This window comes from Sphingomonas sp. PvP055, from assembly GCF_040546365.1.
Classification (GTDB): domain Bacteria; phylum Pseudomonadota; class Alphaproteobacteria; order Sphingomonadales; family Sphingomonadaceae; genus Sphingomonas; species Sphingomonas echinoides_A.
The window spans coordinates 1965313-1991251 of sequence record NZ_JBEPNS010000001.1; the positions used below are offsets into that span (position 1 = coordinate 1965313).

Genomic DNA, 25939 nt, shown 5'->3' on the forward strand with positions numbered 1-25939 from the left:
ACATGAAGACGACGATCCGTACCGTCGCGGTGCTGCTGGCGACGGCAGCACTGGCGGGCTGCAACATGGCCCCCAACTACGTCCGACCGCAGGGAGCCGTTCCCTTGGCCCTGCCACAAGGCGGACCTTATCCCGTAGCGCCGACCGACGCGCCTGACGTGACGAAGATCGGATGGCAATCGTTCTTCACCGATCCCAAGCTGCGGGACGTCATCGCGCTTGGGCTCGAGAACAACCGCGATCTGCGGTTGGCGGCGGCGAACGTGCAGCAGGCCCGCGCGCAATATCGCGTACAGCGCTCGAACCAGTTGCCGTCGATCAACGCGAGCGGCTCTGCTTATTACGCCAACCCTCGGGGCGCGGCCACGGGCGGCGGCGGCGGGGCGGGTGTCGGCACGGGTGCTGGTACTGGAACCGGAACGGGCGTGGGCACGACGACGAGTTCGAACATCGAATTCTATTCCGCCAACGTGGGCATCTCGCAGTTCGAACTCGACCTGTGGGGCCGTCTGCGCAACCTCAGCGAAAGCGGCTTACAACAGTATTTCGCAACCGAAGAGGCGCAACGCTCCACCCGCATCAGCCTGATTTCCGAAATCGCGGCGGCCTATCTCACGCTTGCGTCGGATCAGGAATTACTGGGTGTGTCGCAGGAAACGCTTTCGAGCTTCGAACAGTCGCTCCAGCTGACGCGGGCGCAATTCCGGATCGGAACGCAGTCCGAGCTGGTGGTGCGCCAGGCCGAGACCAATTACGAAGCGGCCGCGAACGACATCGCCGCGCTCCGCGCCCGGATCGCGCAGGATCGCAACGCTCTCGACCTCCTGGTCGGAACGACCACTCCCGCGACGCTCCTGCCAAAGACGCTCGGGACGGAAGACCGGACGTTGAACGCGCTTCCCGGCAATCTCGAATCATCGGTATTGCTGCGCCGCCCCGACGTGCTCGAGGCCGAGCATCGTCTGATTGCGCAGAACGCCAACATCGGCGCCGCGCGGGCCGCGATGTTCCCGACGATTTCGCTGACCACCAGCTTCGGGACGGTGAGCAAGGCGTTGACGGGCTTGTTCGGCGCGAACAGCGATAGTTGGTCCGCAGCCCCTACGGCGACGTTGCCGATCTTCGACTTCGGTCGCCGCAAGGGCAATCTCGACCTCGCACGTGCCCAGCAGCGCGGTGCGATCGCGACGTATGAAAAGACGCTGCAGACCGCATTCCGGGAGGTTGCTGATGCCCTAGCGACCCGCGGGACGATCGACACTCAGCTGGGTGCCCGGTCTCGGCGGGCAGAAGCGGCGCTGGTCTCTGCCCGCTTGTCCGATGCGCGGTATCGGGCGGGTGTGGACTCGTTCCTGACCTCACTCGATTCGCAGCGCACGGCCTATGGTGCCCGACAGGATCTGGTGACGACCCGGCTGGCACGAGCGAACAATCTCGTAACGCTATACCGTGTCCTTGGCGGCGGACTGAACTGACGCCTCTTTCACTCCTCCCTTCAGGGGAGGGGCTGGGGGTGGGGCCGTGCAGCAAGCGGAGCGCGGAATGGCGCAGGCTGGCCCCAACTCCCAAACTCCTCCTCTGATGGGGAGGGGCTTAAAGCGCGATGCGCTTACGGCTTAATCGTAATCCGCACCTCGATCCTGCCGCGCGCATCCCCATATAGCGACCATGACGGAGCTGACGGTCTGGTATGATGGCGGATGCCCGCTGTGTCGGCGCGAAATCGCGCTGATGCAGCGTTTGGATCGCGCGGAGGCGATCACCTTCGTCGATGTCAACAAGGCTGATGGCGGCAGTTGCCCGATCGATCGCGCGGACCTGCTCGCACGTTTTCACGCGCGCGAAAACGGTGTCCTGCTGTCGGGAGCAGCCGCCTTTGCAGCGATGTGGCGCGCGATCCCGCGGTTGCGCTGGCTCGGTCTCGTGGCGAAGGCGCCCGGGATGCTGCCACTGCTAGAACAGGCGTATCGCGTCTTCCTGCGCATACGCCCTCGATTGCAGCGCCTTGCGCGCAAGGCAGAGCAAAACGCCGCGTGACGGCACAACCTTTTTCCATCGAGGACACGGCGTGAGCGACGATCGCAGCAAGGGACGTTCCGTACCCAGTGGCCGCCTTGCGCGGCTAGGCGTCTTTGGGCGGATGGCCGGCGGGGTGGCTGGTAACGTGGTGGCGGAAGGCGCGCGCCGTCTTGCGAGCGGAGAGGTCCCCAAGATGGGGGACCTGTTGCTTACCCCCGCCAATGCAGTGCGAGTGGCGGACCAACTGTCGCACCTGCGCGGCGCGGCGATGAAGCTCGGGCAGATGATCTCGATGGACGCGGGAGACATGCTCCCGCCCGAACTCGCCACGATCCTGGCGCGGTTGCGCGACAACGCGCATCACATGCCGCCACAACAGCTCGATACGGTGCTGGCGAAGGAGTGGGGCAAGGACTGGCGGCGGGGCTTCGCGCATTTTCAGGCCCATCCGATCGCCGCCGCCTCGATCGGCCAGGTCCACCGCGCGCGCTTGCCCGATGGGCGCGAGCTGGCGATCAAGGTTCAATATCCTGGTGTGAAGGACAGCATTGATTCGGACGTCGACAATGTCGCGACCCTGTTGCGCGTGTCCGGGGTCTTGCCCAAGACACTCGACATCGCGCCCCTGCTGGCCGAGGCGAAGCGCCAGTTGCACGAGGAAGCCGACTATCTTCGTGAGGGCGAGATGCTCGCGCGCTTCGGCGACCTGTTGCGCGGTGAACCACAGTTCCTTGTGCCCGCGCTCCATCCTGATCTGACCACGCCGCACGTGCTGGCGATGGATTTCGTTGCGGGCGTGCCGATCGAATCGCTCGAGACCGCCCCGCAAGCGCTGCGCGATCGCGTAATGGGCAATCTGATCGACCTCGTGCTGCGCGAAATGCTCGAATGGGGTCTGATGCAGACCGATCCCAACTTCGGCAACTACCGGTGGCAGCCGGAGACGGAACGCATGGTGCTGCTCGATTTCGGCGCGGCGCGGGGCGTGCCGGCGGAAACCGCGCACGGCTATCGCACGCTGTTGGAGGCGGGGCTTTCCGGGGATCGCGACGCGGTTCGTGAGGCTGCGGTGGCCGCCGGCTTCCTCGGGCCCGCAGCGGTCGTCGCGCACCGCGCGTTGGTCGACCGGATGATCGACGTGGTGATCGGTGAGTTGGGGAAGGCAGGGCCGTTCGATTTCGGTGACCGTGCGTTCGTCGGCGTGCTGCGGGATCAGGGCATCGACATGGCGCGCGATCGATCGACGTGGCACGTGCCCCCTGTCGACACGCTATTCGTTCAGCGCAAGATCAGCGGTACCGCCTTGCTCGCCGCACGGCTCAAGGCGCGGGTCGACGTGCGCAGCCTTGCGCAGACCTATCTCGAGCGCGACCCAGGCTGATTGCGCGGGGCCCGGAACGGATCCGTCGTTCAGCCGCTTTCAGCGGCAGTTCGGTACGGTCGCGAGGGTATTATGACACAGGATGACGAAAAGTGGATGCGTCGTGCGATCGCGACCGCCCGGTCAAAGGGATCTGACCCCTCGACCTCTCCGCTCGGCTCCGTGATCGTCCTCGACGGGAAGGTGATTGCCGAGGAGCGCAACCAGACCCATGAGCTTCCTGATGCGACCGCGCATGCCGAGATGATGGCGATCCGCCGCGCCTGTGAAGCCACCGGTGAGCTCGAACTCCGCGGTGCGACGCTCTACTCGACGTTGCAACCGTGCGGAATGTGCACGATGGCGTCGATCTGGTCGAAGGTCGGGCGCGTCGTTTACGGGGCCGAAGCAGCCGATGTTCATCCGATGTACTTCGAGGCACGGCATATCGACACGCTCGATTTCGTTCGCAACGCTTACCGGGATGACATCGTGTTCGAGGGCGGGTGTCTCCGGGCTGAATGTGCCGAACTCTATTACGGCCCCGACGACGATTTGCCGGAGGACGAACAGGCGAACCTGTAGCTTCCGGACTTTGTCGTGTTTCGCTGCGGGACGGCGTAAGGGGTCTTATACCGTATACCTGACCTGTTGGTCGTTGGAGACATGATGGAACCCGCCGACGCCAAGGACCTGATCGACGAAGCGATCGAGCGTGCCGAGGAAAGCTCCAACGCGGCCGACCGGATCGAACGCGAGCGCGAGCGGCGTTTTCGCGACCGCGTTTCGCTATTGGTTGGCGGGTTCGCGGTGGCGCTGGCGATCGTCCACATGAACGCGGCGGGTGCACAGCGCGAAAGCGTCCTGCAGCATATCGCCGCATCGGACAGCTTTGCGTACATGCAGGCCAAGATCGTCCGGGAAACCGTGCTGAAGACCGCCGCCGCGCAACCGGGGGCCTCGGAGGCTGACCGGTCGCACTGGGCGAGCGAAGCCGCGCGGTTGCGCGCGCCGGACCGCGCCGGGCACGGCATCAAACAACTCGAACTGGCGGGCGCCCGCCAGCGCGTAGAGGGTGAGCGCGCGGCGAAGCGTGGAGAAGGGTTCGAACTCGGCGAGACGGCGTTGCAACTCGCGATCGTGCTGCTGTCGATCGCGATGGTGGCACGTTCGAAATGGATCACTTTGGGCGCTAGCATCGTCGCCGGTGTCGGGATCCTGCTCGCTGTGGCGACGGGGTTGGGCGTCTCCATTTAACGGCCCACCGCCGCGCTCCGATCTCTGCAGGTTATTCCACGGCCTCCAGAAAGTTCGAAAGTTCGATCCGGCGTCGCGCCTCGTCGGCAAATTCGTCGTCGATTCCCAGGGCCCAATGGAGTGCGCGTTGATCGGGTGTTGCGTGCAACGCATCGAGCAAAGCGGCGCGGGTTTCGACCGCCGCCGTATTCTCCGCCAAGCCAGCGTCCACCAGCGCTTCCGACTGTCGGCGAAGCGCGATCGCGATCTCCGCGAGCGCGAGTTCCGGATGGTATTGCACACCCCAGAATATGCCACCGTCGTGCCGGATTTCGGCGGCCTGCACCCGCGTTACCGCGTTGCTCGCCAGCAAGGTCGCGTCTTCGGGAAGCCGTTCCACCTCGTCGCCATGGATCGCCGGAGCATCCCAACTGGCTGCGCGACCGGCCAGCAGCGGGTGCGTTCGCCCGGCCTCCGTCGGCGTGATGCGCCGCGCAATGCCGGCTTCCATCCGGTCGGGCATCTTGCGGACCTTGCCGCCTGCGGCGGCCACGGCAAGTTGCAATCCCGCGCAGGAGCCGAACGAACGCCGGCCGGCCGAAAAGACGGTCCGCATGAAAGCAAGTTGGCGCGCGACTTCGGGCGTGTCTTCGTAGACGTGTAACGGCGCTCCCGTCAGGAATACCGCATCGAACGCGCGCATTTCCTCCCGGGTATAAACCTGTGCGGCGTCGTCGGCAGGGGCGACGATCGTGATCTCTGCGTCGGGACGCAACTGCCGCAAGGTGGCGGCGTAGGTTTCGCCCGAGCTTTTACCCGCGTGGGCACGGCGCGCCGCGCGTTCCTCGGGCGTTTCGCTTTCGGCGACCAGATAGTGCGGCAAGATCAATCCTTGGAAGAAGAACGGGTGTTGGCTGCACGTCGCGCCAGCACCAGGGCTGCGATGCCACCGACACTGGCCAGCGTGATTGCGCGGACGATGCCCGGGTGACGCTCCGCCGCGGTATAGACGCTAAACGTCCGTCCTGGTTGGATGCCGGAGCGTTCCTGCCCCGGCTGCGTCGGTTCGAAGATCGTTGTGGAACGGGTCTTTGGCTGGTTCGCATCCGACATCGCGGGTGCGACAAGACCCGCCATTCGGTCGAGCAACCCTGGAAAGTGCGTGCCGATCAAGACCTGCAGCCGCCCCGCGCCACCGACCGTGATTTCGCGCCGAACGGTCTGTGCCGCATCCAGAATGGCTTTGGCCACCAGTGCCGGATCGTAGACCGGCGGCGGGATCAGCGCTTCGCCGTCGACATGGTTGGCGGCGTGCTGCGCGATCGGCGTATCGATCCCGGACGGCTTGACCAGCGTAATCGCGATCGGCAGCGCATCGGCGGTCAGTTCCATCCGGAGCGCGTCGACGAACCCCTTGGCGGCATGTTTGGAGGCGGAATAGGCGCTGAGGATCGGGGAGGGGAGTTCGGAGGCGATCGACCCGACCGTAATGATCGCGCCGCCGTGATCGCGCAGGTGGTCGACCGCGGTCAGTGCGCCGTGCACTACGCCGAAATAGTTGGTCCGGAACAACTGCTCATGCTCGTCGAGCGGGGTGTCGATCAGCTTGCCGTAAATGGCGGTGCCGGCGTTATTGACCCAAGTGTCGATCCGACCGTAGCGCGTTTTGGCTGCGGCAGCGGCGGCGCGTACGGCCTTGATATCGCCCACGTCGGCCACCGCGAAGATCGCGTCGCCCCCGTCGGCGGTGATCTCTTCGACCGCCTTGCGGAGGGAGTCCGCGTTGCGCGCGACGAGCACGACCTTTGCGCCTTCCGCTGCGGCCCGCTTGGCGGTGACCAGACCGATTCCGGAGCTGGCGCCGGTAATGACGATCACCTGTTGGGCGATCGGCTTCAGCGTAATCTTCATGGCGATGTCGAGCTCCGGTAAAGTGCGAACCTGACGCGGGTAACGGTCGATGCGCGGGATCGCTCCCACCTGGCTGCGGTGTTGCGTCGGATGCGGGGTTGCGGACTTCAACGACTTCGTGGCAGCGTCCCCGGGATATCGAACGCGGCAGCGCCGCATGATGTTTTGGGGGCTAGATGAAATATCGGGTTACGGCGGTTGTGGCCGCAGCGTTGCTGGCAGGCGAAGTGTTCGCGCAAAGCGCCCCGGAGCCGGCGCCGAAGCCTCTTCCCGATCAGACGCAGGCGCCAGAAAACCAGGCCGCCGACCCCCTCAAGCCAGCGACCGGGACCACGCCTCCGGCTGAGCGGACGAACCCTGCTCCGGTCGCGGTAACCGGCTCTGCTTCAACGAAAAAGTCCTCCAAATGGGACGTCGAGGCGCCGACCGGATTGCGCACGCGCGAAGTCCCGATCAAGGTCGACAACGGCACCTGGATGAACGTCGACGTGGCGCCGGACGGCAAGCTTATCGCGTTCGATTTGCTGGGGGATATCTACACCATGCCGATCGCGGGCGGTACGCCGACGCGGATCGCGCAAGGGCTGTCGTACGAACATCAGCCGCGGTTTTCGCCGGATGGCAAGCGGATCGCCTTCACGTCGGATCGTGGCGGGGGCGACAACATCTGGATCATGAATGTCGATGGCAGCGATAAGCGCCAGGTAACGAAGGAAGATTTCCGCCTCCTCAACCAGCCGACGTGGTCGCCGGACGGGCGTTTCATCGTCGCCAAGAAGCACTTCACGACCGGACGGTCGCTCGGGACGGGGGAGGTGTGGCTGTATCATGTTTCGGGCGGGGCGGGGGTCCAGCTCGTCAAACGGGCGAGCGAGACGCTCCAGAAGGAACTGGGCGAGCCGATCTATGCGCCTGATGGGAAAGGGATTTATTACACCCGGAACGTCTCGCCGGGCCCGATTTTCGAATATGCGCAAAACTCCCGGACCGACCTGTTCAATATTGAGCGGTACGACATCGATACGGGTGAGGTGACGACCGCCGTCTCCGGTGTCGGGGGATCGGTGCGGCCGACGCCGTCGCCGGATGGCAAGATGATCGCCTTCGTGCGCCGCGATCACGGGAAAACGACCCTTTGGGTCAAGACGTTAGCGACCGGAGACGAGCGGCGGATCTACAATGCGCTCGACCGCGACGTGCAGGAAACCTGGGCGGTGACCGGGGTCTATCCCAACATGGCGTGGACGCCCGACAGCAAGTCGGTGGTGTTCTGGGCGGGCGGCAAGCTCAACCGCGTCGGCGCGGAGGGCGGTGCGGCAACGTCGATTCCGTTCCGAATTGACGACACTCGTGTCGTGATTGACGCAACCCACCCGCAGTTTGCGCTCGCTCCGGACCGTTTTGACACCAAAATGCCGCGCTGGGCGACGGTCTCCCCCGATGGCCGCACAATCGTGTTCGAGACGCTCGGCAAACTGTGGATCAGGCCCGTTACAGGTGGGGCGCCGCGGCGGCTGATCAAGGGGGACGAGGCCAGCATGGAACTGTGGCCGAGCTGGTCGCGCGACGGGCGCTCGATCGTGTTCGTCGACTGGACCGATGCGGGGCTCGGGTCGATCCGGACCGTCGCCGCCGGTGGCGGGGCGGCGCGGACGGTGACGACCGCCGGCCACTACGCCCGCCCGCAATTCTCGCCCGATGGAAAGACGATCGCGTTTGAACGTGGCGGCGGCGGATATCTGACCGCGGCGCGCGGCGGCGGGGACACCGGGGTGTACCGCGTGGCGGCCACCGGCGGGACGATCACCCGCGTTTCGAAGGATGGCAGCGCGCCGCAATTCGGGTCGTCCAACGACCGGCTGTTCATGCTGATGAAGGACAAGGACAAGCGCCAGTTCGTCAGCACCGATCTCAACGGCGAAGCGAAGCATGTCCACGCCAGCGGCGACCTGATCACCGATTACGTCGTCTCGCCGAGCGGGGAATATGTCGCGTTCCGGCAGAACTATCAGGGCTTCGTGATGCCGCTGCTGCCGGGTACGCAAGGCGTCGAGGTCGACAAGAAGGGGGGACCCTTGCCCGCGACGCAAGTCAGCGCGGAGGGGGCGGACTTCCTCAACTGGTCGAACGACGGGACGCAATTGCACTGAGAGCATGGGCCCGACGCTCTACACCGCGCGGACGGCGGAGCTGTTCCGCACCGCGCCCGCGGACGAGACCGCCCCGAAATTCCCCGCGCCCAGGACCGGCGTGTCGCTGTCGATGGACGTGGCGGCGGACAAGCCGAGCGGCACCGTCGCGCTGGTCGGCGCGCGGATCGTGTCGATGGCGGCCAAGGACGGCGGGATCATCGATGATGGCGCGATCGTCATTCGCGGCGACCGAATCGTCGCGGTCGGCCCGCGCGCGTCGGTTCAGGTTCCGGCGGGGGCGAAGGTCGTCGACGTCAAGGGCAAGACGATCATCCCCGGCCTGGTCGACGCGCATGCGCACGGGCCGCAGGCGGAGGACGACCTGATCCCGCAGCAGAACTGGTCGTCGATCGTCAATCTCGCGATGGGCGCGACGACGATCCACGATCCGTCCTCTCGCGCGGCGGAGATTTTCGTCGCGTCCGAAATGCAGCGCAGTGGCAAGATCATCGCACCGCGCATCTTCTCGACCGGCGAGGTGATCTACGGCGCGAAATCGCCCGAGGTCTATGCCGAGATCAACAGCTATGAGGATGCGCTGGCGGACGTGCGGCGGTTGAAGGCGGAGGGCGCGCACAGCGTCAAGAACTACAACCAGCCGCGTCGCGAGCAGCGGCAGATGGTCGTCGCGGCGGCGCAGGCCGAGCAGATGGAGGTCGTCCCGGAGGGCGGCTCGCTCTACGCGATGGACGTGTCGCTGATCCAGGACGGCAATTCCACGGTCGAGCACAATATCCCGCTCGAATATTTCTACGACGATCTGGTCAGCCTGTGGACCCAGACCAAGACCAATTATACGCCGACGCTCGTCGTCACCTATGGCGGCCCGGCGGGCGACCCGTATTGGCGGCAGCATATGGACGTGTGGAAACATCCGCTTCTGTCGCGCCACGCGCCGCCTGCGCTGCTCGAGGCGCAGAACGCGCGGCGGACGATGGCGCCCGAAGAGGATTACGTCGACGGTGAGAGCGCGCGCGAGGCGAAGAAGCTCGCCGATCGCGGCGTCCAGGTGTCGATCGGTGCGCATGGGCAGCAGGCGGGGCTTGGGCCGCATTGGGAGATGTGGAGCTTCGTGCGCGGTGGCTGGTCGCCGATCGAAGCGTTGCGCGCGGGGACGATCATGTCGGCGACCTCGCTTGGCTATGCCAAGGACGTCGGCTCGCTCGAAGTCGGCAAGCTTGCCGATCTCGTCGTGCTCGATGCCGACCCCACGGTCGACATCCGCAACAGCGACAAGATCAACCGCGTGATGCTCGGCGGGCGGCTGTACGACCCCCAGACGATGGACGAGGTCGTCACCGGCACGCGCAAACGCGCGCCTTATTGGTGGACGGGCACCAACGGCAGCGCGATGGGGTCGGCGTACACGATCGGAGACAGCGTGACCGGCGGGGACTGACAGGGGCGGGGCCAGCGGCTGTCTTGTTTGCAGGGCGCAGGGGGAGGGCGAAGAGCGCGCGCCCTGTTTTCCCCCGAGAACATGGCTTCTGGGAAAGTTTGGGGCGGACCCGCCACTTGCGGTTTTCCCGCGAAGGCGGGAATCCAGAGCCTAGCAGGACAACGGCTTGCAGTCCTTGCGACTCCTGGACTCCCGCCTTCGCGGGAGAACAGTTACGGTTTGGCAGGACCTTCGCCCCTGCCTAGGGCTTCGCGCTGTCCCCGCTCGTCCGCCGCGGTTCGAGCCACCCGCCGTCCGCGAGCCAATCGTTGAGCCGATCGGGCCAGTGCAGGATCGAAATGCGGTTCGATTCATCGAGGTTGAACGCGTGCCCGCTGTCCGCGAACATGTGGAGCTCGGCGGACACGCCCGCGGTGCGGAGTTGTTCGTACAAGGCCACCGACGGCGCGGCGCAGCACGGGTCCCGGCTTCCGGCGACGATGAACGCGGGCGGGGCGGCGGCGATCGCCTTGGCGGGGATGCCGCGCGGGCCGGGGAAGACGAGCACCTGGAAATCGGGATGCGCCGACTGGCGATCGATCGCGTCGGTGACGGGGCGGCCGGCGGGTTCGGGGTTGTCCGCGATCAGCGAGACGAGCTCGCCGCCCGCGGAAAAGCCCATGACGCCGACGCGGCGGGGATCGATCCCATAGTCGCTTGCATGCGCGCGAACCCAGCGCAGCGCACGCCGCGCGTCGTCCGCCGCGTCGCCTTCGACCGAATAGGGCGCGCCGGGTTCGTTCGCGAGCCGGTATTTGAGGACGAAGGCCGAGACCCCCATCCGGTTGAGCGCGGTCGCGGCCTTGGTGCCTTCGTTGGTCCACACCAGCAGCTTGTGCCCCCCGCCGGGGAAGATGACGACCGCCGCGCCGGTATTGTGCTCTCGCTTGGCCGGGAAGGCGAGCAACGAGGGTTCGCGAATGTTGCGCACCCAATAGTCCCGGCCGATCTCGGCCGAAGGCGGACGAACATCCTTGCCGGGGGCGCCATTGGGCCACAGCTTGATCGTCGTCAGCGACGGTGGAGCCTCCGGTGGCGGATCCTGCGCCGGTATGGCGACGGGCAGGACCGCCAGGCAAAGACACGCGATCACCGCAATCCGTTTCATCATCGCTCTCCTGTTCCGCTGCGTGGCGGATCGTTAACGGTATCATTGGCATGCTCCAGATCATTGCGAAAGGGGGGAGCGTTGCGGTTTGCGCCCTTGCGGAACTGACCGGTTTCGCAGACACTTTCATGATTGCGGTACCAAAGACTGCGTTCCCGAGGGCGCGGCGCGAGAGGATGGACATGGCACATACGACAGGACGACGCGCACATTCTGGGATGACTGCGGCGGTCACGCTCGCCATGCTGGCGTTCGTCGCGCCGACGGGGGCCCGTGCGGCACAGGCGGCGCCTCCGGCAGCGTCGACTCCGCCGCCCGGTACGATCGACACCGGCCATCGCGACAAACCGCTCGGCCAAATCAAGCGCTTCCCCGGGGATGGCGCGGGTGCGGTCAAGACCGGGCACTATCGCAATCTGTTCGCGGAGCAGATCGGCGTGTCGGAGGCGCAGACCAAGGCGAAGCTCGACGCGGTGTTCAACCAGCTGTTCTACGGCGACGGGCAGGAGGAGCGCATCTATTTCGAGAGCGGCGCCAATGCCAACGGGCCGCTCGCCTACGTGACCGACTGGGCGAACAACGACGCCCGGACCGAGGGCATGAGCTACGGCATGATGATCGCGGTCCAGTTGGGCAAGAAGCGCGAGTTCGATGCGCTGTGGAACTGGTCCAAGACGCATATGCAGATCACCGATCCGAAGAACCCCTCGGTCGGGTATTTCGCCTGGTCGATGGGGACGGACGGCTCGCCGCGTTCGGTCGGCGCCGCGCCCGATGGCGAGGAATTCTACGCGATGGCGTTGTACTTCGCCGCGCGGCGGTGGGGGAACGGAACGGGGATTTACGACTATCAGGCGGAGGGGGACGCGATCCTTCGCACGATGCGGCATCACCCGGTGATGACGGCAACCGGCCCGTTTCGCATCCATCCCGGCGACAAACCCTTCGAGATGCCCGCGTCGCCGTGGCCGAGCATCAACAACCGCGCGATGGCGGCGCAGGCGGCGAAGGACGGCAAACCGTGGCCGCCCTACCGTCCCGACAATCGGCCGCGTCAGGCAACGGTCGGCCCGATGGTCGACGAAGCGCATGCGATGATCCGCTTCGTTGCCGAAACGTCGGTTGGCGGCACCGATGCCTCCTACCATCTTCCCGCGTTCTACGAATTGTGGTCGCGCTGGGGGCCAGTCGAGGATCGCGCGTTCTGGGCGAAGGCGGCGGACGTCAGCCGCGACCTGTTCGTGCGGGTGACCGATCCCCGGACCGGGCTCGCGCCCGACCGCAGCCATTTCGACGGAACGACGATGCTGACCCGCGACGGCACGCCCGATCCGTTCGGCTATGACAGCTGGCGGACGGTGAGCAACTGGTCGGTCGATTACAGCTGGTGGGGCAAGGACGCGCGGCAGCGGGTGCTGAGCGACCGGATCCAGACGTTCCTCGCGGGCGAGGGGATCGACCGGATGGCGGATCGCTACACGCTCGACGGCAAGCCGCTGTCGACGCGGCATTCGCCCGGCATGGTCGCGGCCACCGCGGTCGGGGCGTTCGCGGCGACGCCGGGGCCGCATTCGCGCGCGTTCCTCCAGGCGTTATGGGACATGCCGGTGCCGACCGGGGAGCAACGCTATTTCGACGGCATGCTGCAGTTGATGAGCCTGATGCATTGCAGCGGCCAGTTCCGCGTGGTGGATGGGCCGGCGTCTTGAGCCACGTTCTCCCGCGAAAGCGGGAGAACGCGGTTTACCGTAGAGGCAGCTCGAACGGCCCGGCCGGAAGCCCGGCGTCGTCGACCAGATTGACCACCGGGAAGTCCGCCCAGGCGTAGCGCACCCGTGTCGCGGGCCTGCCATCCCCCGCCAACGTCACGCGATTGCCCGAAACGGTCGCCGTGGCGTAGCGGCACGAACCCGCGTCGGCGCCACAGAGTTCGAACGCGGTCGCCTGCGCGGCGCTGCGGGCGTGGAGGGCACCGGTCACGCCGTCGAAGGTCACCGTCGCCCCCCCGTTCGCGTCGCGCGCGGCTTGCGCCACGCGCGGGCCCGAGGCGGATGCGGGCGTTCCATAAGCGAGCGATCCCATCGCGCGCGCCAGACGGCGGCCGACTTCGTGCTTCTCGCCCGGATGGATGTCGAGCGGATCGCCCAGGTCGATCGCCACCGCAAGCGCGGTATGGCCGTCGGTTTCCGCGACCTGACGCATGTCCTCACGGACTTGCGCGGTGCCGCTTTCGCCGGGCGCAATCGCGGGCTTGCCGAAGCCCGGGAGCGAGACGACCGCGAACGGCAGGGTCGGCACGCCGAACTGCGCGCGCCATTCCTTGATCATCGCCTTCAATCGCCCGGCATAGCCCGGATAGGCGGTGTCCGATTCCCCTTGATACCAGGCGACCCCGGCCATTCCGGTGCGCCCGAACGGCGCGATCATCGCATTGTAGATCGTGCCCGCGCCGGTGATGTCGTCCCACGGCACGCGCGGCGTGGTGCCGCTCACGCGCTTGGCGAGGGCGTAGCGCCATCCCTCCGACAGCGGCACACTGGTGCCGTCCGCGAGCGTCAGCTGCATCGCGTCGGCGGGGCCGGGCATTCCGCCGGTGGAATAGGCATTCTCGACGTTGATCGTGATGACGTTCGCGCCCGCGCGGAGCGTTCCCGGCGCGACGGGATACAGCCGCGCATCCCAGCCGCCGCGCCCGCCGACCGGCTTGCCGTTGATCCAGGTGCGGTCCGCATCGTCGATCGCGCCGATCGCGATCGTCGCCATCTGGCGCGCCTGTGCGGCGGTGAGCGTCACCGTCTTCTGATACCACAGCATCCCGAGATAGGTCTCGAGCGCGGGGACGCCCCAATTCTCGTAGAAGTCGATCTTCGGCACCGGTTTCCAGTCGAGCGCGGCCTCTGGCTGCCACGGTTCCTGGCCCGGCTTGTCGCCGGTCTTGTTGCGCCACCAGCTTTCCCACGCCAGCCCCGCAGCGCGGCTCGCGGCGGCGGGGTCGCGCGCGTAGAGGGCGAGCAGGTCGGCCTGCGCACCGCGTCCGGCGCCGCGTTGTGCGGATTCGCCCATCCACGCGGCGATCTGCGATCCGCCCCAGCTCGAATGGATCGCGCCGATCGGGACCTTGGCGGTCTTTCGCAAGTCCTGGACCATGTAAAAGCAGGCGGCGGAGAACGCGCCGGTCGTCTTCGGCCCCGCAGCGGCCCAGGCGGGCTTCTGCTTCAGTCGGTCGAGCGGTTTGACCGACGTCGCCTTGTCGATCGTGACGAGGCGAAGCTGCGCGTCGGTCGACCCCATGATCGTGCCGAACGCGTCCTGCGCATGCTCGACCGTCATTTCCATGTTGCTCTGGCCCGAGCACAGGAACACGTCGCCGACCAGCAGGTCGTGCAACGCAGTCGTCCCGCTGGCGGCCATGACGAGCAGATCATACGGCCCGCCCGCCGGGAGCGCGGGCAGGGTGACGCTGAAGCGGCCGTCGCGGGCGGCCTGTGCCTGCGCGGAATGCCCGCCCAGCACGACCGTCACCGCTTCGCCGGGGACAGCCTCCCCGGTCACGACGACCGGCTGGTTCCGCTGGACGACCGCATGGTCGCCGAGCAGCCCGCCCACCGTGGGCGCTGCCCACCCTGCGCTAGCGACGGTGCTGGCGAGCAGCGTCGCAATGCCGGTCGCCAGCGGGCGCATCAGCGTGCGTTTGCCGAAAAGCGATAGACGATGAGGTTGCGGTAGGTCTGGCCCGGGTCGAGCCGTGCGCTGCCCAGCACCGGCTGGTTCGGCGTATCCGGGAAGACCTGCGGTTCGAGCGCGATCGCGTCGCCCTGACGATAGGCGTGGCCGGACTTGCCGACCGCGGTGCCGTCGAGGAAGTTGCCGGTGTACAGTTGCACGCCGGGCTGGTTCGACAGCACTTCCATCGTGCGGCCGGTGATCGGATCCTCGACCTTCGCGGCGAGGCGGGGCGTTTTGCTCACGTCGCGCGCGAGCACGTAATTCTCGTCATAGCCCTGGCCGAAGACGATCTGCGGGTCGCTCGCGTCGCGGATCCGGCTGCCGATCACGGTCGGCTTGCGGAAGTCGAGCGGGGTGCCCTGCACCGGGCGGAACGTCCCGTCGGGGATCAGCGTCGCGTCGACCGGCGTGGTGGTTTCCGCCGGGATCGTCAGCACCGCATCATAGATCGAGCGCTGCGACGCCTCGCCGCCCAGGTTGAAGAAGCTGTGGTTGGTGATGTTGACGATCGTCGGCTTGTTGGTGGTCGCACGGTAATCGATCGACAGTTCGTTGGCATCGTTGAGCGCATAGGTCGCGGTGACCTTGAGTTCGCCGGGATAGCCTTCTTCGCCGTCCGCTGCGGTGTAGGCGAGCGTCACGTGGCTGGTGGCGCCACTGGTGACCTCGACGACTTTCCACAACCGCTTGTCGAATCCCTGGACGCCGCCATGCAGCGCGTTGGTCTTGTTGTTGAGCGCGAGCGAATAGCTCTTGCCGTCCAGCGTAAACTTGCCCGCCTTGATGCGGTTGGCATAGCGCCCGACGGTCGCACCGAAGTAATTGGGCGCCGCGAGATAGCCGCGCATGTCGGTATAGCCGAGCGTGACGTCCGCCATCTTGCCGTCGCGATCGGGCACGTCGACGCCCTGGAGGATCGCACCGTAGCTGAGAATCCGTGCCTTCATGCCCTTCGCGTTGGTCAGCGTAATCACTTCGACCGGCTGGCCATTGGCGAGCTTTCCGAACGGTGCGCGCTCGGCAGTGCCGGCGTATGCGGCGGCAGGGGCGAGCAAGCACAAGGAAAGCGTCGTCGTTGCGAGGGTTTTGAGCATAAGAGTCCTTCTCCGCAGGCGGGATGTCCGCGCCGAAACAAGCGCCGTTGACGTCACGGCTTGGCACTTATACTCAGACAATATCGGTCAAAGAGCAACCCCTCGAGCAAGGGCGTGGCCTGATATCGGAGAAGGATCCAGCCATGTTGAAACGCGCCCGTCTAACCTTGTGCCTCGGCACGAGTCTTCTTGCCGCATCTGTCGCGACCGCGCAGCAGGCCCCCAGCGACTCCGCGACCGCAACGATCCAGGCGGACAAGCCCGGACCGCGGATGAACCGGCAGGTCTTCGGGCAGTTCGCCGAGCATCTCGGCCACGGCATCTACGACGGGATCTGGGTCGGCGAGAAGTCGAAGATCCCGAATGACCACGGCTATCGCCGCGACGTGCTGGAGGCGCTGAAGGCGATCAAGGTGCCGATGGTGCGCTGGCCCGGCGGGTGTTTCGCGGACGAATATCACTGGCGCGACGGCATCGGGCCGCGCGCGAAGCGTCCGGTCAAGATCAACACCAACTGGGGTGGCGTGAACGAGGACAACGCGTTCGGCACCAACGAATATATGGGCTTCGTCGAGCGTCTCGGCGCGGAGGCATACGTCTCCGCCAACCTCGGCAGCGCGCCGCCGAGCGAGACCGCGCAATGGGTCGAATACATGACCTCGCCGAGCGGATCGACGCTGGCGAAGGAGCGGGCCGCCAACGGCCACCCCGCGCCGTTCAAGCTGCAATACATCGGGATCGGCAACGAGTTGTGGGGCTGCGGTGGCAACATGCGCGCCGAATATGCCGCCGACCTGACCAACCGCTACGCGCAGTTCGCCAAGGCGAGCGGGACGACCAAGATGCTCAAGATCGCGAGCGGCCCGAGCGACGTCGATTACGCCTGGACCGACACGATGATGAAGATCGCGGGCAAGAACATCGATGGTCTCGCGCTGCATTACTACACCCGCCCGCGCGACAAGAATTGGGGGGACAAGGGCGCGGCGCTTGGCTTCCCCGAGAGCGAATGGGCGTCGACCATGGCGCATACGCTGCGGATGGAAGAGTTCGTCACCAAGCATTCCGAGATCATGGACAAATATGATCCGGCCAAGAAGACGTGGCTGGTCGTCGACGAATGGGGCACCTGGTTCGACCCCGCGCCGGGGAGCAACCCCGGCTTCCTGATCCAGCAGAACAGCGTCCGCGACGCGGTCGTCGCGGGGATCAACCTCAACATCTTCGCGCATCATGCCGATCGCGTGAAAATGGCGGCGATCGCGCAGATGGTGAACGTGTTGCAGGCGATGCTGCTCACCGACGGTGCGAAGATGGTCAAGACGCCGACCTATTGGGTGTTCGACCTGTACAAGCCGTGGCAGGACGCGACCACGCTGCCGATCGAGCTCAAGACGCCGTATTATCACAAGGACGAGTTCGCGCTTCCCGCGATCAGCGCGTCGGCGGTGCGCGATACGGCGGGGCAGGTGCATGTGGCACTCGTCAACCTCGATCCGCATCGTGCGATCCCGTTGTCCGTCGCGATGAGCGGTGCGACCGCGGGGAGCGTTTCGGGGCGGATCGTGACGGGCGCGACGATGGATGCGCACAACACCTTCGAAAAGCCCGATGTCGTCAAACCCGAAGCCTTCACCGGCGCGCAGGTTTCGGGCGGCACGCTGACCGCGACGCTGCCGCCGATGTCGGTGGTCGTGCTCGATCTGCGCTGACCGGCGGTACCACCAGACCATCCGACAGGACCCGACCATGCGTGACCTTCTTCAAAAGCGCTTGCGTCGGGCCCTGCTCGGTGCGGCGAGCATCGGCGCGACGCTGGCGCCGGCGATCGCGCTGGCGGACGATCTAGCCCCGACCGGACGGTGGAGCGCCAACACCGCCGGCGCGGCGCAGCTTCCGCCGATGGGGTGGAACAGCTGGAACGCCTTCTACACCGACGTCAGCGAGGAGAAGGTGCTCGCGAGCGCCAAGATCATCGCCGACAGCGGGTTGCAGGCGAAGGGGTATCGCTACATCGACATCGACGACGGCTGGTGGCTCAAGCGGCGCCAGCCCGATGGCCGGATGATCATCCGCACCGCGACCTTCCCCTCGGCAGCGGGGGCGGGGCCAGGCGGCGAGACGAGCTTCAAGCCGTTTACCGATAAACTCCACGCGCTCGGGTTCAAGGCGGGGATCTATTCCGACATCGGGCGCAATTCGTGCGGGCAGGTGTTCACCTCGACCATGCCCAACCAGCCCGAGGGGACCGTCGCCGAACGCGAGATCGGGCTGTACGGGCATGTCGATCAGGACATCCGGTTGTATTTCGCCGAATGGGGGTTCGATCTGATCAAGGTCGACGGCTGCGGCGTGCGGGGTCTCCCCGCGACCAACCCTGCGGTGATCGCCGGAAAGTATCGCGCGTTCTCGCCGATCGTCGACCCGGAGTCGCTCGGCCGGACCAACATCCCGGCGATCCGCGCGCTGTATCAGCAGGTCGGCGATGCGTTGAAGCGGTACAACCCGGACATGGACTATCTCTACTCGATCTGCCTGTGGGGATCGTCGGATGTCCGTTCGTGGGGCAAGGACCTCGGCAACATCTCGCGGACCAGCGAGGACATTTCCGCGAGCTGGACGCGGATGCTCCACAATTTCGATACCGTGTCGCGCCGCGCGCTCTACGCGCATCCGGGCGGGTGGAACGACCCGGACATGCTGTTCGTCGGCACTGGCGATTTCGAGATGTCGCATCTCGAGGAAGCGCGCTCGCATTTCGCGCTGTGGGCGATGGAGAATGCGCCGCTGTTCATCGGCTATGATCTCCGCAAGGCGTCGAAGCCGATGATCGACTTGCTCGGCAACGCGCGGATCATTGCGGTCAATCAGGATCCGGCGGGCAATCAGGCGGTGCTGGCGTATGACACCGACGACGTCCAGATCCTCGTCAAGACGCTGGCGAGTGGCGACAAGGCGGTCGCTGTGTTCAACCGCACCGCCGTACCGACCGACGCCGTGCTGACCGCCGAGCATCTCAAGTTCACGAACGACGGCATGATCGCGCTCGAAGACCTGTGGACCGGCAAGAAACAGGACTTTCGCGGCGAGGCCAAGATGACGCTGGCGCCGCACCAGACGCTGATCTTCACCGCGCACGGCCAGCATCTGCTCCCCGCCGGGCTGTACCTGTCCGAGCAGCCGGGCAGCGTGAACCCGGCGGTCGACGGCGTGACCGTGCCCGAGCACGAGCCGCTGGTGCATCGCGCGATCTCGGGCTGGAACAGCACGCGGGGCGGTGGCGATCGGCCGCGCTACGGTGGCTGGGGCGGCGCGCAGGCGGATACCACGCCGTACGGCGAGACGCTGCAGATTGCGGGCAAGCGCTATTCGAGCGGGCTTGGCGTCCTCGCCAATTCGCGGCTCGAGGTGCGCAATCGCGGGTTCGCCCGGTTCACCACGATGGTCGGGCTGGACGATTCCGCGCGCGACCGCAGCCAGCCGGTGCGGTTCGCGGTCTATGGCGACGGCAAGCTGCTGCAACAGTCCGCGCCGACGAAGTTCGGCGACACAGCGGTGCCACTGTCGGTGTCGGTCCAGGGCGTCAAGGTCATCGAACTTGTCGTACGCACCGCGCAACCGATGCGCTTTCCCGACCCGGTGACGTGGGGCGACGCGGCGCTGACGCGCTGATCCGACCGGCCGTCCGGCGCGCGGCCAAACGGTCTCAGACGGTTTCGAGCGGTTGTGTCGCGGCGGGCGGGGTCATGTCCGCCACCGTGTCGCAGAGATCGCGGACGCGCGCGCTGTGCGTCACGATCAGCGCGCCTTGCCCGGTTGCGTCGAGCCGCGTCGCGATCCGCTCAAGCACGGTGCGTTCGGTGGCGGGGTCGAGTCCCTCGGTCGGCTCGTCGAGCACCAGCCACGGCGCGCGCGACACCAATGCCCGCGCGAGCGAAAGCCGCCGCCGCTCCCCGCCCGAAAGGCACGCGCCATCCTCGCCGATCCAGCTATCGAGGCCGAGCGGGAGCGCGCGGATCCGCTCCTCCAGCGCCGCATCGTGCAAGGCGCCCCACAACCGTGCCTCGTCGGCCAGAGGATCGGCCAGCAGCAGATTGTCGCGCACGGTCCCGGCGAGGAGACGGGCATCCTGCGGGGCGAGGGCGAAGATGGTGGAGAGCTGGCGCGGCGCAATGTCGAGCAGGTCGACCCCGCCGATCCGCACCGCGCCGCGCTTCGCCGGCCGTAAATCGAGCAGCGTCTCGACCAGACTGGTCTTGCCACAGCCTGACCGCCCGATGATTGCGACGCGTTCGCTCGGCTGGAAACGGACCCGACCGAACACCGCGAGCGCGAGATCGCGTTCCTGCGGGGCGGCGCCCAGCGCGGGAGGGTCCGCCACGTCCGGCTGGAGCAGGATCTCGTCGAGGCGTTCGGTCGCGGTGCGGACGCTGGCGCGCTGCGCGAGATCGCGGAGGTATGGCGCGGCCCCGTCGACCCCCATCGCGGCGGCGAGCGCGGCGAGCGCCGCGATCGGCGCGCCCGCCGGCATCGCGAGCACGAACGCCGCGCCGGCGGCGACCGATACCGCGCTCGACTGGACGAAATCGAGCCAGCTCACCGCCGCCGCGCTGGCGCGATGCGCGATCGACAGGGTGGCGCCATGGTCGGCAACGTCGGCAACCGCGCGCGCTTCGAGGCCGTAACAGCGCAATTCCGCGGCGGCGGCGCCGTAACGGGATACCATGTCCTTGAGGTCGCCGTTCGCCACCAGCGCGGCACGGGCCGGGGCAGCCCCCAAGCGCGCGATCCAGTCGCCGAGCGCGATCGTCGCCACCACGGTCGCGCCCACCGCCACCAGCGGCGCCCAGCCCCCGAGCGGCGCGAGCGCACCCGCCGACACGGTCGCGCCCACCAGCGACCAGCGGGCCGAGCGCCGCACGATCGCCGCCTCGATCGCGGTCACGTCCTGCACCAGCCGCGCGCTCGCCTCGCCGGTCGAGAAACGCTGAGTCCGGATGGGAGAGGCCCCGGCCAGCGCCGCGAACAGCGCCGGGCGGACGCGCGCCATCATGCGCAGCGCGGCGTCGTGCCCGCTGATGCGTTCGCCGTAGCGCGCGGCGGTGCGAACGATCGCCAGGAAGCGGATCGCGACGGCGGGGAGCATGTAGTTGAAGACGTGGCCCAGCCCGATCGATGCCGCGACGGCGGCGCCGGTCAGGAACCATCCCGAGAGGCCAAGCAGCGACACCGTCGCCGCCGCCACCGCGACCGCGCAGAACGCCGCCCGGCGCAGGTCGCGCCGATGCGCGAGCGTCGCGCGGTGGAGGACGGAGGCGAGATCGGTGGGGGTGTCCGGGGTCATGCGCGGTCCATCGGGATGATACGATCCGCCATTGCGGCAAGCGCGGGGCTGTGGGTTGCGATCAGCACGGTCCGGCCGATGCAGGCGTAGCGGATCGTCGCGATCAGCGCGGCCTCGGCGGCGGAATCGAGATGCGCGGTCGGTTCGTCGAGCAGCAGCACGGGGGCGGGTTTGAGGATCGCGCGCGCCAGACCGATCCGTCGCCGTTCCCCGCCCGAAAGCCCGCTGCCGGTCGCGTCGAGCAGCGTGTCGATCCCGTCCGCGCGCGTCGCCAGCGCAGGAGCAAGGCCAGCGCGAATGGCGGCGTCCTCGATCCGCCAGCGTGCGGCGGTCGGGTCGGACACAGCGATGTTGTCGGCGATCGTCCCGGCGAGCAGCAGCGGGGTTTGCCCGGACCAGGCGGTGTGCGCGGCGAGGTTGGCGCGCGGCGGCAGGACGATCCCGTCGATCGCAAGGCTGCCGGCGGCGGCGGGGACGAGGCCAAGCACATAATGCAACAGGCTTGATTTGCCGCACCCGGAACGGCCGACGAGCGCGACGATCTCGCCCGGCGCGATGTCGAGCGAGAAGTCCGAAACCGCCGCCACGTCCATTCCCGGATAGCGCAGCGTGATCGCGTCGAACGTCAGCCGGGGTGGTGCGTCGCCGGCATAGGTCCACGCCGCAGCGGGCGGCGCCTGACCCGCGATGACCGCGTCGAGCCGCGTCGTCGCGGTCTCCGCCGCTTGCCGGTCGTGATACGCCGAGGCCAGCCGCCGCATCGGGGCATAGAATTCGGGTGCGAGCGCCAGCACGAAGAACGCGCGGCCCAGCGTGAGATGCTCGGGCACGAACGCCGGGAGCAGCCCGAGCACGTTGAACCCGGCGTACACCGCGACCAGCGCGACCGACAAAGCGGCGAAGAATTCGAGCGATGCCGAGGACAGGAACGCGACGCGCAGCACACGCATCGTGCGGAGCGCAACGGCGTCGGCGGCGTCCGCGATGCCGTCGGTCTCGCGTCGCTCTGCGCCGAACGCGCGGATCACCGGCAGTGCGCGGACGCGGTCGGCAAAGCGGACCGACAATTGCGCGAGCGCGTCGAACTGGCGGCGCGATTCCGCCGCCGCCGCGCCGCCGGCGAGCACCATCGCCGCGATGAAGGGGAATAAGGTGCCGATCAGGATGAGCGCGGCGACCGGGCTTGCGATTGCGACGGCTGCGCCCACCACGATCGGCGCGATCGTCGCGGCCTGCCGCGCGGGCAGGAACCGCGCGATATACCCGTCGACCATCTCGACCTCGTCGACTGCACTGGCGAGGATCGCGCCGGTCGTGCCCTGGCCCGCCAGCGGACGGAACAGCGCCGAGACGACGTCCTGCCGCAGCCCGGCCTTCACGCCCGCCGCATCGCGCGCGCCCGCACGGACCGACAGCATCGTCGCCGCCCCGCGCACGACCCCGGCACCGAGCATCAGTGCGATCCATCCCGCCACCGGCGTCGACCCCGCGGCCAGCGCAGCGACCGCGCCGGCAAGGCCACCCGCAAACCCGATCGCTCCACCCGTATCGATCAGCAATAGTAACAAGGGCAGGCGCGACACTTGCGTCTTGAATGTCGCCAGAAGGCGCGGGGGCGGCGGGACGGTAAGGGCTGTTCCGGACATGAATGATGCCTAGAACAGCGACCGCTTCGGCCGAATACGGGAAACCGCGTATCCCGCTAACCCACCGATATCGCTAGCCGGACTGCCAGGGGTGGTCCGCGTATGGGCCTGACACGGAGGCAGAATCATGGACTTTAGTGTCGTCGATCTATCGCGACTGCAATTCGCGCTGACCGCGCTATATCATTTCCTGTTCGTGCCGCTGACACTCGGGCTCAGCGTGATGCTGGTCATCATGGAATCGCTGTACGTCATGACCAATCGCCCGATCTGGCGAGTGATCACGCGGTTCTGGGCAAAGATCTTCGGGATCAACTTCGTGCTCGGTGTCGCCACCGGGCTGACGATGGAATTTCAGTTCGGCACCAACTGGTCGTATTTCTCGCAATATGTCGGGGACGTCTTCGGCGCGCCGCTCGCGATCGAGGGGTTGATGGCGTTCTTCATGGAAGCGACGTTCGTCGGGCTGATGTTCTTCGGCTGGGAGAAGCTGAGCAAGCGCCAGCATCTGTTCGTGACGTTCATGGTCGCGGTCGGCACCAACCTGTCGGCGCTGTGGATCCTGATCGCCAACGGCTGGATGCAGAACCCGGTCGGCGCGCGCTTCAACACCGATACGATGCGGATGGAAGTCACCGATTTCAGTGCGGTGCTGTTCAACCCGGTCGCACAGGCGAAGTTCGTCCATACCGTCAGCGCCGGCTATGTCATCGCGTCGGTACTCGTCCTCGGCGTATCGGCTTTTTATCTGCTCAAGGGCCGCTGGACCCAATTCGCCAAGCGCTCGATGACGGTTGCCGCCGCGTTCGGGCTGGCGGGGTCGCTGTCGGTCGTCGTCCTGGGGGACGAGAGCGGTTACGTGCTGACCGACAACCAGAAGATGAAACTCGCCGCGATCGAGGCGGCCTGGCATACCGCGCCTGCACCCGCAGGCATCACGTTGATCGGCCTGCCCGATTTCGAGACGCGCACGACGCGTTATCAGGTCGAAATCCCGTGGGTGCTCGGCCTCATTTCAACCCGCAGCCTGACGGGCGAAGTGACCGGCATGTCGGAACTGGTGTTGAAGGCGCATGAGCGGATCAGCTCGGGCCAGATCGCCTATCGCGCGGTGCAGGTGCTGAAACGGACGCCGACCGATGCTGCGGCACGCGCCGCGTTCGAATTGCACAAGCGCGACCTCGGCTATGCGTTGCTGCTCAAGCGCTACGTCGCGGATCCGGCCGCCGCAACGCCCGCGATGATCGATACCGCCGCCTGGGACACGGTCCCCAGCGTCCCGCTGATGTTCTGGTCGTTCCGCCTGATGGCGGGGATCGGTTTCCTGATGATCGCGCTGTTTACCGCCGCGTTCATCATTTCGACCGCCCGCCGGCATGAGCAGTATCGCTGGTTCCTCCGCATCGCGGTCGCTGCCATACCGCTGCCGTGGCTGGCGGCGGAACTTGGCTGGGTCGTTGCCGAACTCGGTCGGCAACCCTGGGCGATCGACGGGGTGTTGCCGACCTTCCTGGCAACCTCCTCGCTGACGCCCGCGCTGCTAATCACGACGATCGTCGGGTTCACCGCGCTGTACGGGACGCTCGCCGTGATCGAGGTCCGGCTGATCCTCGCCGCGATCGCGCACGGTCCGGTCGAGGACCTGCCGGAACCGGCACCAGTCACCGCGCTGCCCATTCCCTCGCTTGCTGCCTGAAGGACGATCCGATCATGGCTTTCCTAGACTATGAAGTGCTTAGACTGATCTGGTGGGTGCTGCTCGGCGTCCTGCTGATCGGTTTCGCCATCACCGACGGGTTCGATCTCGGTGTTGCCGCGCTGCTCCCGTTCGTCGCCCGCGACGACGTCGAACGGCGGCTCGCGATCAACGCGGTCGCGCCGACGTGGGAGGGGAACCAGGTGTGGTTCATCCTCGGCGGCGGTGCGATCTTCGCCGCCTGGCCGCTGGTCTATGCGATCAGCTTCTCGGGCTTCTATCTCGCGATGTTCCTCGTGCTCTCCGCGCTGATTCTGCGGCCGGTGGCGTTCAAATACCGCTCCAAGTCGGAAGATCCGGCGTGGCGCGCGCGGTGGGACTGGGCGTTGTTCGTCAGCGGGCTGGTTCCCGCGCTGGTGTTCGGCGTCGCGGTCGGGAATGTCCTGCAGGGCGCCCCGTTCAAGATCGACGACGATTTGCGCGCGACCTACGTTGGCGGGCTGCTCGGTCTGTTCACGCCGTTCACGTTGGTGTGCGGGCTGCTGTCGGTCGCGATGCTGGTGCTGCACGGCAGCGCGTGGCTGGCGGTCAAGATCGAGCATGGCGCAGTGCATTACCGTGCCCGCGCGATCGGTGCGGGGGCGGCGGTGCTGTCGATCGTGCTGTTCGCGATCGGCTGGGGCTTCGTCGCGACCGGGACGGGCTATGCCATCGCTGGGGTCGCCGATCCGCTCGGGCCGTCCAACCCGACGCGGATGACGACCGTTGTCCAGGCGGGCGCCTGGCTTGCCAATTACGGTCGGCACCCGTGGATGGTCATCGCGCCCGCGCTCGGCTTCGGTGGCACCGCGCTCGCGCTGGCGGGCATCCTGTTGCGGCGCGAGGCGGCCGCCCTGGTCGGGTCGACGCTCGCGGCGACCGGGATCATCGCGACCGTCGGCGTATCGATGTTCCCGTACATCCTGCCCTCCAGCATCGATCCGCATTCGAGCCTGACCGTGTGGAACGCATCGTCCAGCGCCTCAACCCTGGCGTTGATGCTCGGGGTGACGGGCGTCCTGCTGCCGATCGTGCTGATCTACACCGCCTGGGCGTACCGCGTGATGTTCGGGCGGGTGACCACCGCACAAGTCGTCGCGAACGTCGACCTTTACTGACACCTTCCATCG

At 66.9% G+C, this 25939-nt stretch carries 17 protein-coding genes and 1 pseudogene; 11 read left to right on the forward strand and 7 right to left on the reverse strand.

The genetic code is table 11. The annotated features are described in order from the left end of the window. The first annotated feature begins 2 nt into the window (after positions 1–2). The 5 genes from ABIC16_RS09490 to ABIC16_RS09510 all read left to right on the forward strand — a co-directional run bounded on the left by ABIC16_RS09490 (position 3) and on the right by ABIC16_RS09510 (position 4636). Positions 3–1475, forward strand: coding sequence for an efflux transporter outer membrane subunit (locus ABIC16_RS09490; RefSeq protein WP_502958300.1), 1473 nt, complete (start codon positions 3–5; stop codon positions 1473–1475). A gap of 193 nt (positions 1476–1668) precedes the next feature. Further along, positions 1669–2037: a thiol-disulfide oxidoreductase DCC family protein gene (locus ABIC16_RS09495; RefSeq protein ID WP_354290872.1), complete on the forward strand. Its 369-nt coding sequence runs from the start codon at positions 1669–1671 to the stop codon at positions 2035–2037. 31 nt (positions 2038–2068) lie between these two features. Then, positions 2069–3400: an ABC1 kinase family protein gene (locus ABIC16_RS09500; protein WP_354290873.1), complete on the forward strand. Its 1332-nt coding sequence runs from the start codon at positions 2069–2071 to the stop codon at positions 3398–3400. A 72-nt stretch (positions 3401–3472) separates the two neighbouring features. Next, on the forward strand, positions 3473–3964 hold the full coding sequence (locus ABIC16_RS09505; protein ID WP_354290874.1) for a nucleoside deaminase: 492 nt from the start codon (positions 3473–3475) through the stop codon (positions 3962–3964). Positions 3965–4045: 81 nt separating this feature from the next. Further along, positions 4046–4636 carry a DUF4337 family protein gene (locus ABIC16_RS09510; RefSeq protein ID WP_354290875.1) on the forward strand — a complete coding sequence of 197 codons (591 nt, stop codon included), beginning with the start codon at positions 4046–4048 and terminating at the stop codon, positions 4634–4636. A gap of 31 nt (positions 4637–4667) precedes the next feature. Here ABIC16_RS09510 and ABIC16_RS09515 read toward each other — a convergent pair whose 3' ends face one another. After that, positions 4668–5498, reverse strand: a complete 831-nt coding sequence (locus tag ABIC16_RS09515) for a type 1 glutamine amidotransferase (protein ID WP_354290876.1) — start codon at positions 5496–5498, stop codon at positions 4668–4670. Positions 5499–5500: 2 nt separating this feature from the next. Further along, positions 5501–6526, reverse strand: a complete 1026-nt coding sequence (locus tag ABIC16_RS09520) for an SDR family oxidoreductase (protein WP_354290877.1) — start codon at positions 6524–6526, stop codon at positions 5501–5503. Between the two features lie 176 nt (positions 6527–6702). Between ABIC16_RS09520 and ABIC16_RS09525 the strand changes: the two are divergent. Then, positions 6703–10117, forward strand: a pseudogene (locus tag ABIC16_RS09525) (amidohydrolase family protein). A gap of 241 nt (positions 10118–10358) precedes the next feature. Here ABIC16_RS09525 and ABIC16_RS09530 read toward each other — a convergent pair. Beyond that, complete coding sequence (locus ABIC16_RS09530; protein WP_354290878.1) at positions 10359–11267, reverse strand: alpha/beta hydrolase; 909 nt, start codon at positions 11265–11267, stop codon at positions 10359–10361. 179 nt (positions 11268–11446) lie between these two features. Here ABIC16_RS09530 and ABIC16_RS09535 point away from each other — a divergent pair, with 179 nt between their 5' ends. After that, entirely contained in the window at positions 11447–12973 is a 1527-nt protein-coding gene (locus tag ABIC16_RS09535; protein ID WP_354290879.1) for a family 8 glycosyl hydrolase, read from the forward strand. A gap of 34 nt (positions 12974–13007) precedes the next feature. Here the strand turns inward: ABIC16_RS09535 and ABIC16_RS09540 are convergent, their stop codons facing one another. After that, positions 13008–14945 carry a sialate O-acetylesterase gene (locus ABIC16_RS09540; RefSeq protein WP_354290880.1) on the reverse strand — a complete coding sequence of 646 codons (1938 nt, stop codon included), beginning with the start codon at positions 14943–14945 and terminating at the stop codon, positions 13008–13010. After that, positions 14945–16084, reverse strand: coding sequence for an aldose epimerase family protein (locus ABIC16_RS09545; RefSeq protein WP_354290881.1), 1140 nt, complete (start codon positions 16082–16084; stop codon positions 14945–14947). The genes ABIC16_RS09540 and ABIC16_RS09545 overlap by 1 nt, the downstream gene beginning before the upstream one ends. A 143-nt stretch (positions 16085–16227) precedes the next feature. Between ABIC16_RS09545 and ABIC16_RS09550 the strand changes: the two genes are divergently transcribed. Further along, a complete protein-coding gene (locus tag ABIC16_RS09550) occupies positions 16228–17796 on the forward strand; it encodes an alpha-N-arabinofuranosidase (RefSeq protein WP_354290882.1) in 1569 nt (522 codons plus the stop codon). Between the two features lie 37 nt (positions 17797–17833). Continuing rightward, positions 17834–19756, forward strand: coding sequence for an NPCBM/NEW2 domain-containing protein (locus ABIC16_RS09555; RefSeq protein ID WP_354290883.1), 1923 nt, complete (start codon positions 17834–17836; stop codon positions 19754–19756). Between the two features lie 34 nt (positions 19757–19790). Here the strand turns inward: ABIC16_RS09555 and ABIC16_RS09560 are convergent, their stop codons facing one another. Together ABIC16_RS09560 and cydD are read right to left on the reverse strand one after the other, a co-directional pair. Then, a complete protein-coding gene (locus ABIC16_RS09560; protein WP_354290884.1) occupies positions 19791–21428 on the reverse strand; it encodes an amino acid ABC transporter ATP-binding/permease protein in 1638 nt (545 codons plus the stop codon). Beyond that, positions 21425–23074 (reverse strand): thiol reductant ABC exporter subunit CydD, encoded by a 1650-nt coding sequence (cydD, locus tag ABIC16_RS09565; protein WP_354290885.1) that lies wholly within the window; start codon positions 23072–23074, stop codon positions 21425–21427. Before cydD ends, ABIC16_RS09560 begins: the two co-directional genes overlap by 4 nt. A 127-nt stretch (positions 23075–23201) precedes the next feature. Between cydD and ABIC16_RS09570 the strand changes: the two genes are divergently transcribed. Both ABIC16_RS09570 and cydB read left to right on the forward strand, forming a co-directional pair. After that, positions 23202–24770, forward strand: coding sequence for a cytochrome ubiquinol oxidase subunit I (locus tag ABIC16_RS09570; RefSeq protein WP_354290886.1), 1569 nt, complete (start codon positions 23202–23204; stop codon positions 24768–24770). 14 nt (positions 24771–24784) lie between these two features. Further along, the gene (gene cydB, locus ABIC16_RS09575) at positions 24785–25927 is read left to right on the forward strand and encodes a cytochrome d ubiquinol oxidase subunit II (protein WP_354290887.1); all 1143 of its coding nucleotides are present in this window, start codon (positions 24785–24787) and stop codon (positions 25925–25927) included. Positions 25928–25939 lie beyond the last annotated feature (12 nt).

Bases quoted from the DNA above. Each gene is read 5' to 3' on its own strand.
- ABIC16_RS09490 (WP_502958300.1), top strand. From the start codon at position 3: ATGAAGACGACGATCCGTACCGTCGCGGTGCTGCTGGCGACGGCAGCA.
- ABIC16_RS09510 (WP_354290875.1), top strand. From the start codon at position 4,046: ATGATGGAACCCGCCGACGCCAAGGACCTGATCGACGAAGCGATCGAG.
- ABIC16_RS09550 (WP_354290882.1), top strand. From the start codon at position 16,228: ATGTTGAAACGCGCCCGTCTAACCTTGTGCCTCGGCACGAGTCTTCTT.
- ABIC16_RS09535 (WP_354290879.1), top strand. From the start codon at position 11,447: ATGGCACATACGACAGGACGACGCGCACATTCTGGGATGACTGCGGCG.
- ABIC16_RS09505 (WP_354290874.1), top strand. From the start codon at position 3,473: ATGACACAGGATGACGAAAAGTGGATGCGTCGTGCGATCGCGACCGCC.
- ABIC16_RS09530 (WP_354290878.1), bottom strand. From the start codon at position 11,267: ATGATGAAACGGATTGCGGTGATCGCGTGTCTTTGCCTGGCGGTCCTG.
- ABIC16_RS09545 (WP_354290881.1), bottom strand. From the start codon at position 16,084: ATGCTCAAAACCCTCGCAACGACGACGCTTTCCTTGTGCTTGCTCGCC.
- ABIC16_RS09495 (WP_354290872.1), top strand. From the start codon at position 1,669: ATGACGGAGCTGACGGTCTGGTATGATGGCGGATGCCCGCTGTGTCGG.
- ABIC16_RS09560 (WP_354290884.1), bottom strand. From the start codon at position 21,428: ATGACCCCGGACACCCCCACCGATCTCGCCTCCGTCCTCCACCGCGCG.
- cydD (WP_354290885.1), bottom strand. From the start codon at position 23,074: ATGTCCGGAACAGCCCTTACCGTCCCGCCGCCCCCGCGCCTTCTGGCG.
- ABIC16_RS09555 (WP_354290883.1), top strand. From the start codon at position 17,834: ATGCGTGACCTTCTTCAAAAGCGCTTGCGTCGGGCCCTGCTCGGTGCG.
- cydB (WP_354290887.1), top strand. From the start codon at position 24,785: ATGGCTTTCCTAGACTATGAAGTGCTTAGACTGATCTGGTGGGTGCTG.
- ABIC16_RS09520 (WP_354290877.1), bottom strand. From the start codon at position 6,526: ATGAAGATTACGCTGAAGCCGATCGCCCAACAGGTGATCGTCATTACC.
- ABIC16_RS09540 (WP_354290880.1), bottom strand. From the start codon at position 14,945: ATGCGCCCGCTGGCGACCGGCATTGCGACGCTGCTCGCCAGCACCGTC.
- ABIC16_RS09570 (WP_354290886.1), top strand. From the start codon at position 23,202: ATGGACTTTAGTGTCGTCGATCTATCGCGACTGCAATTCGCGCTGACC.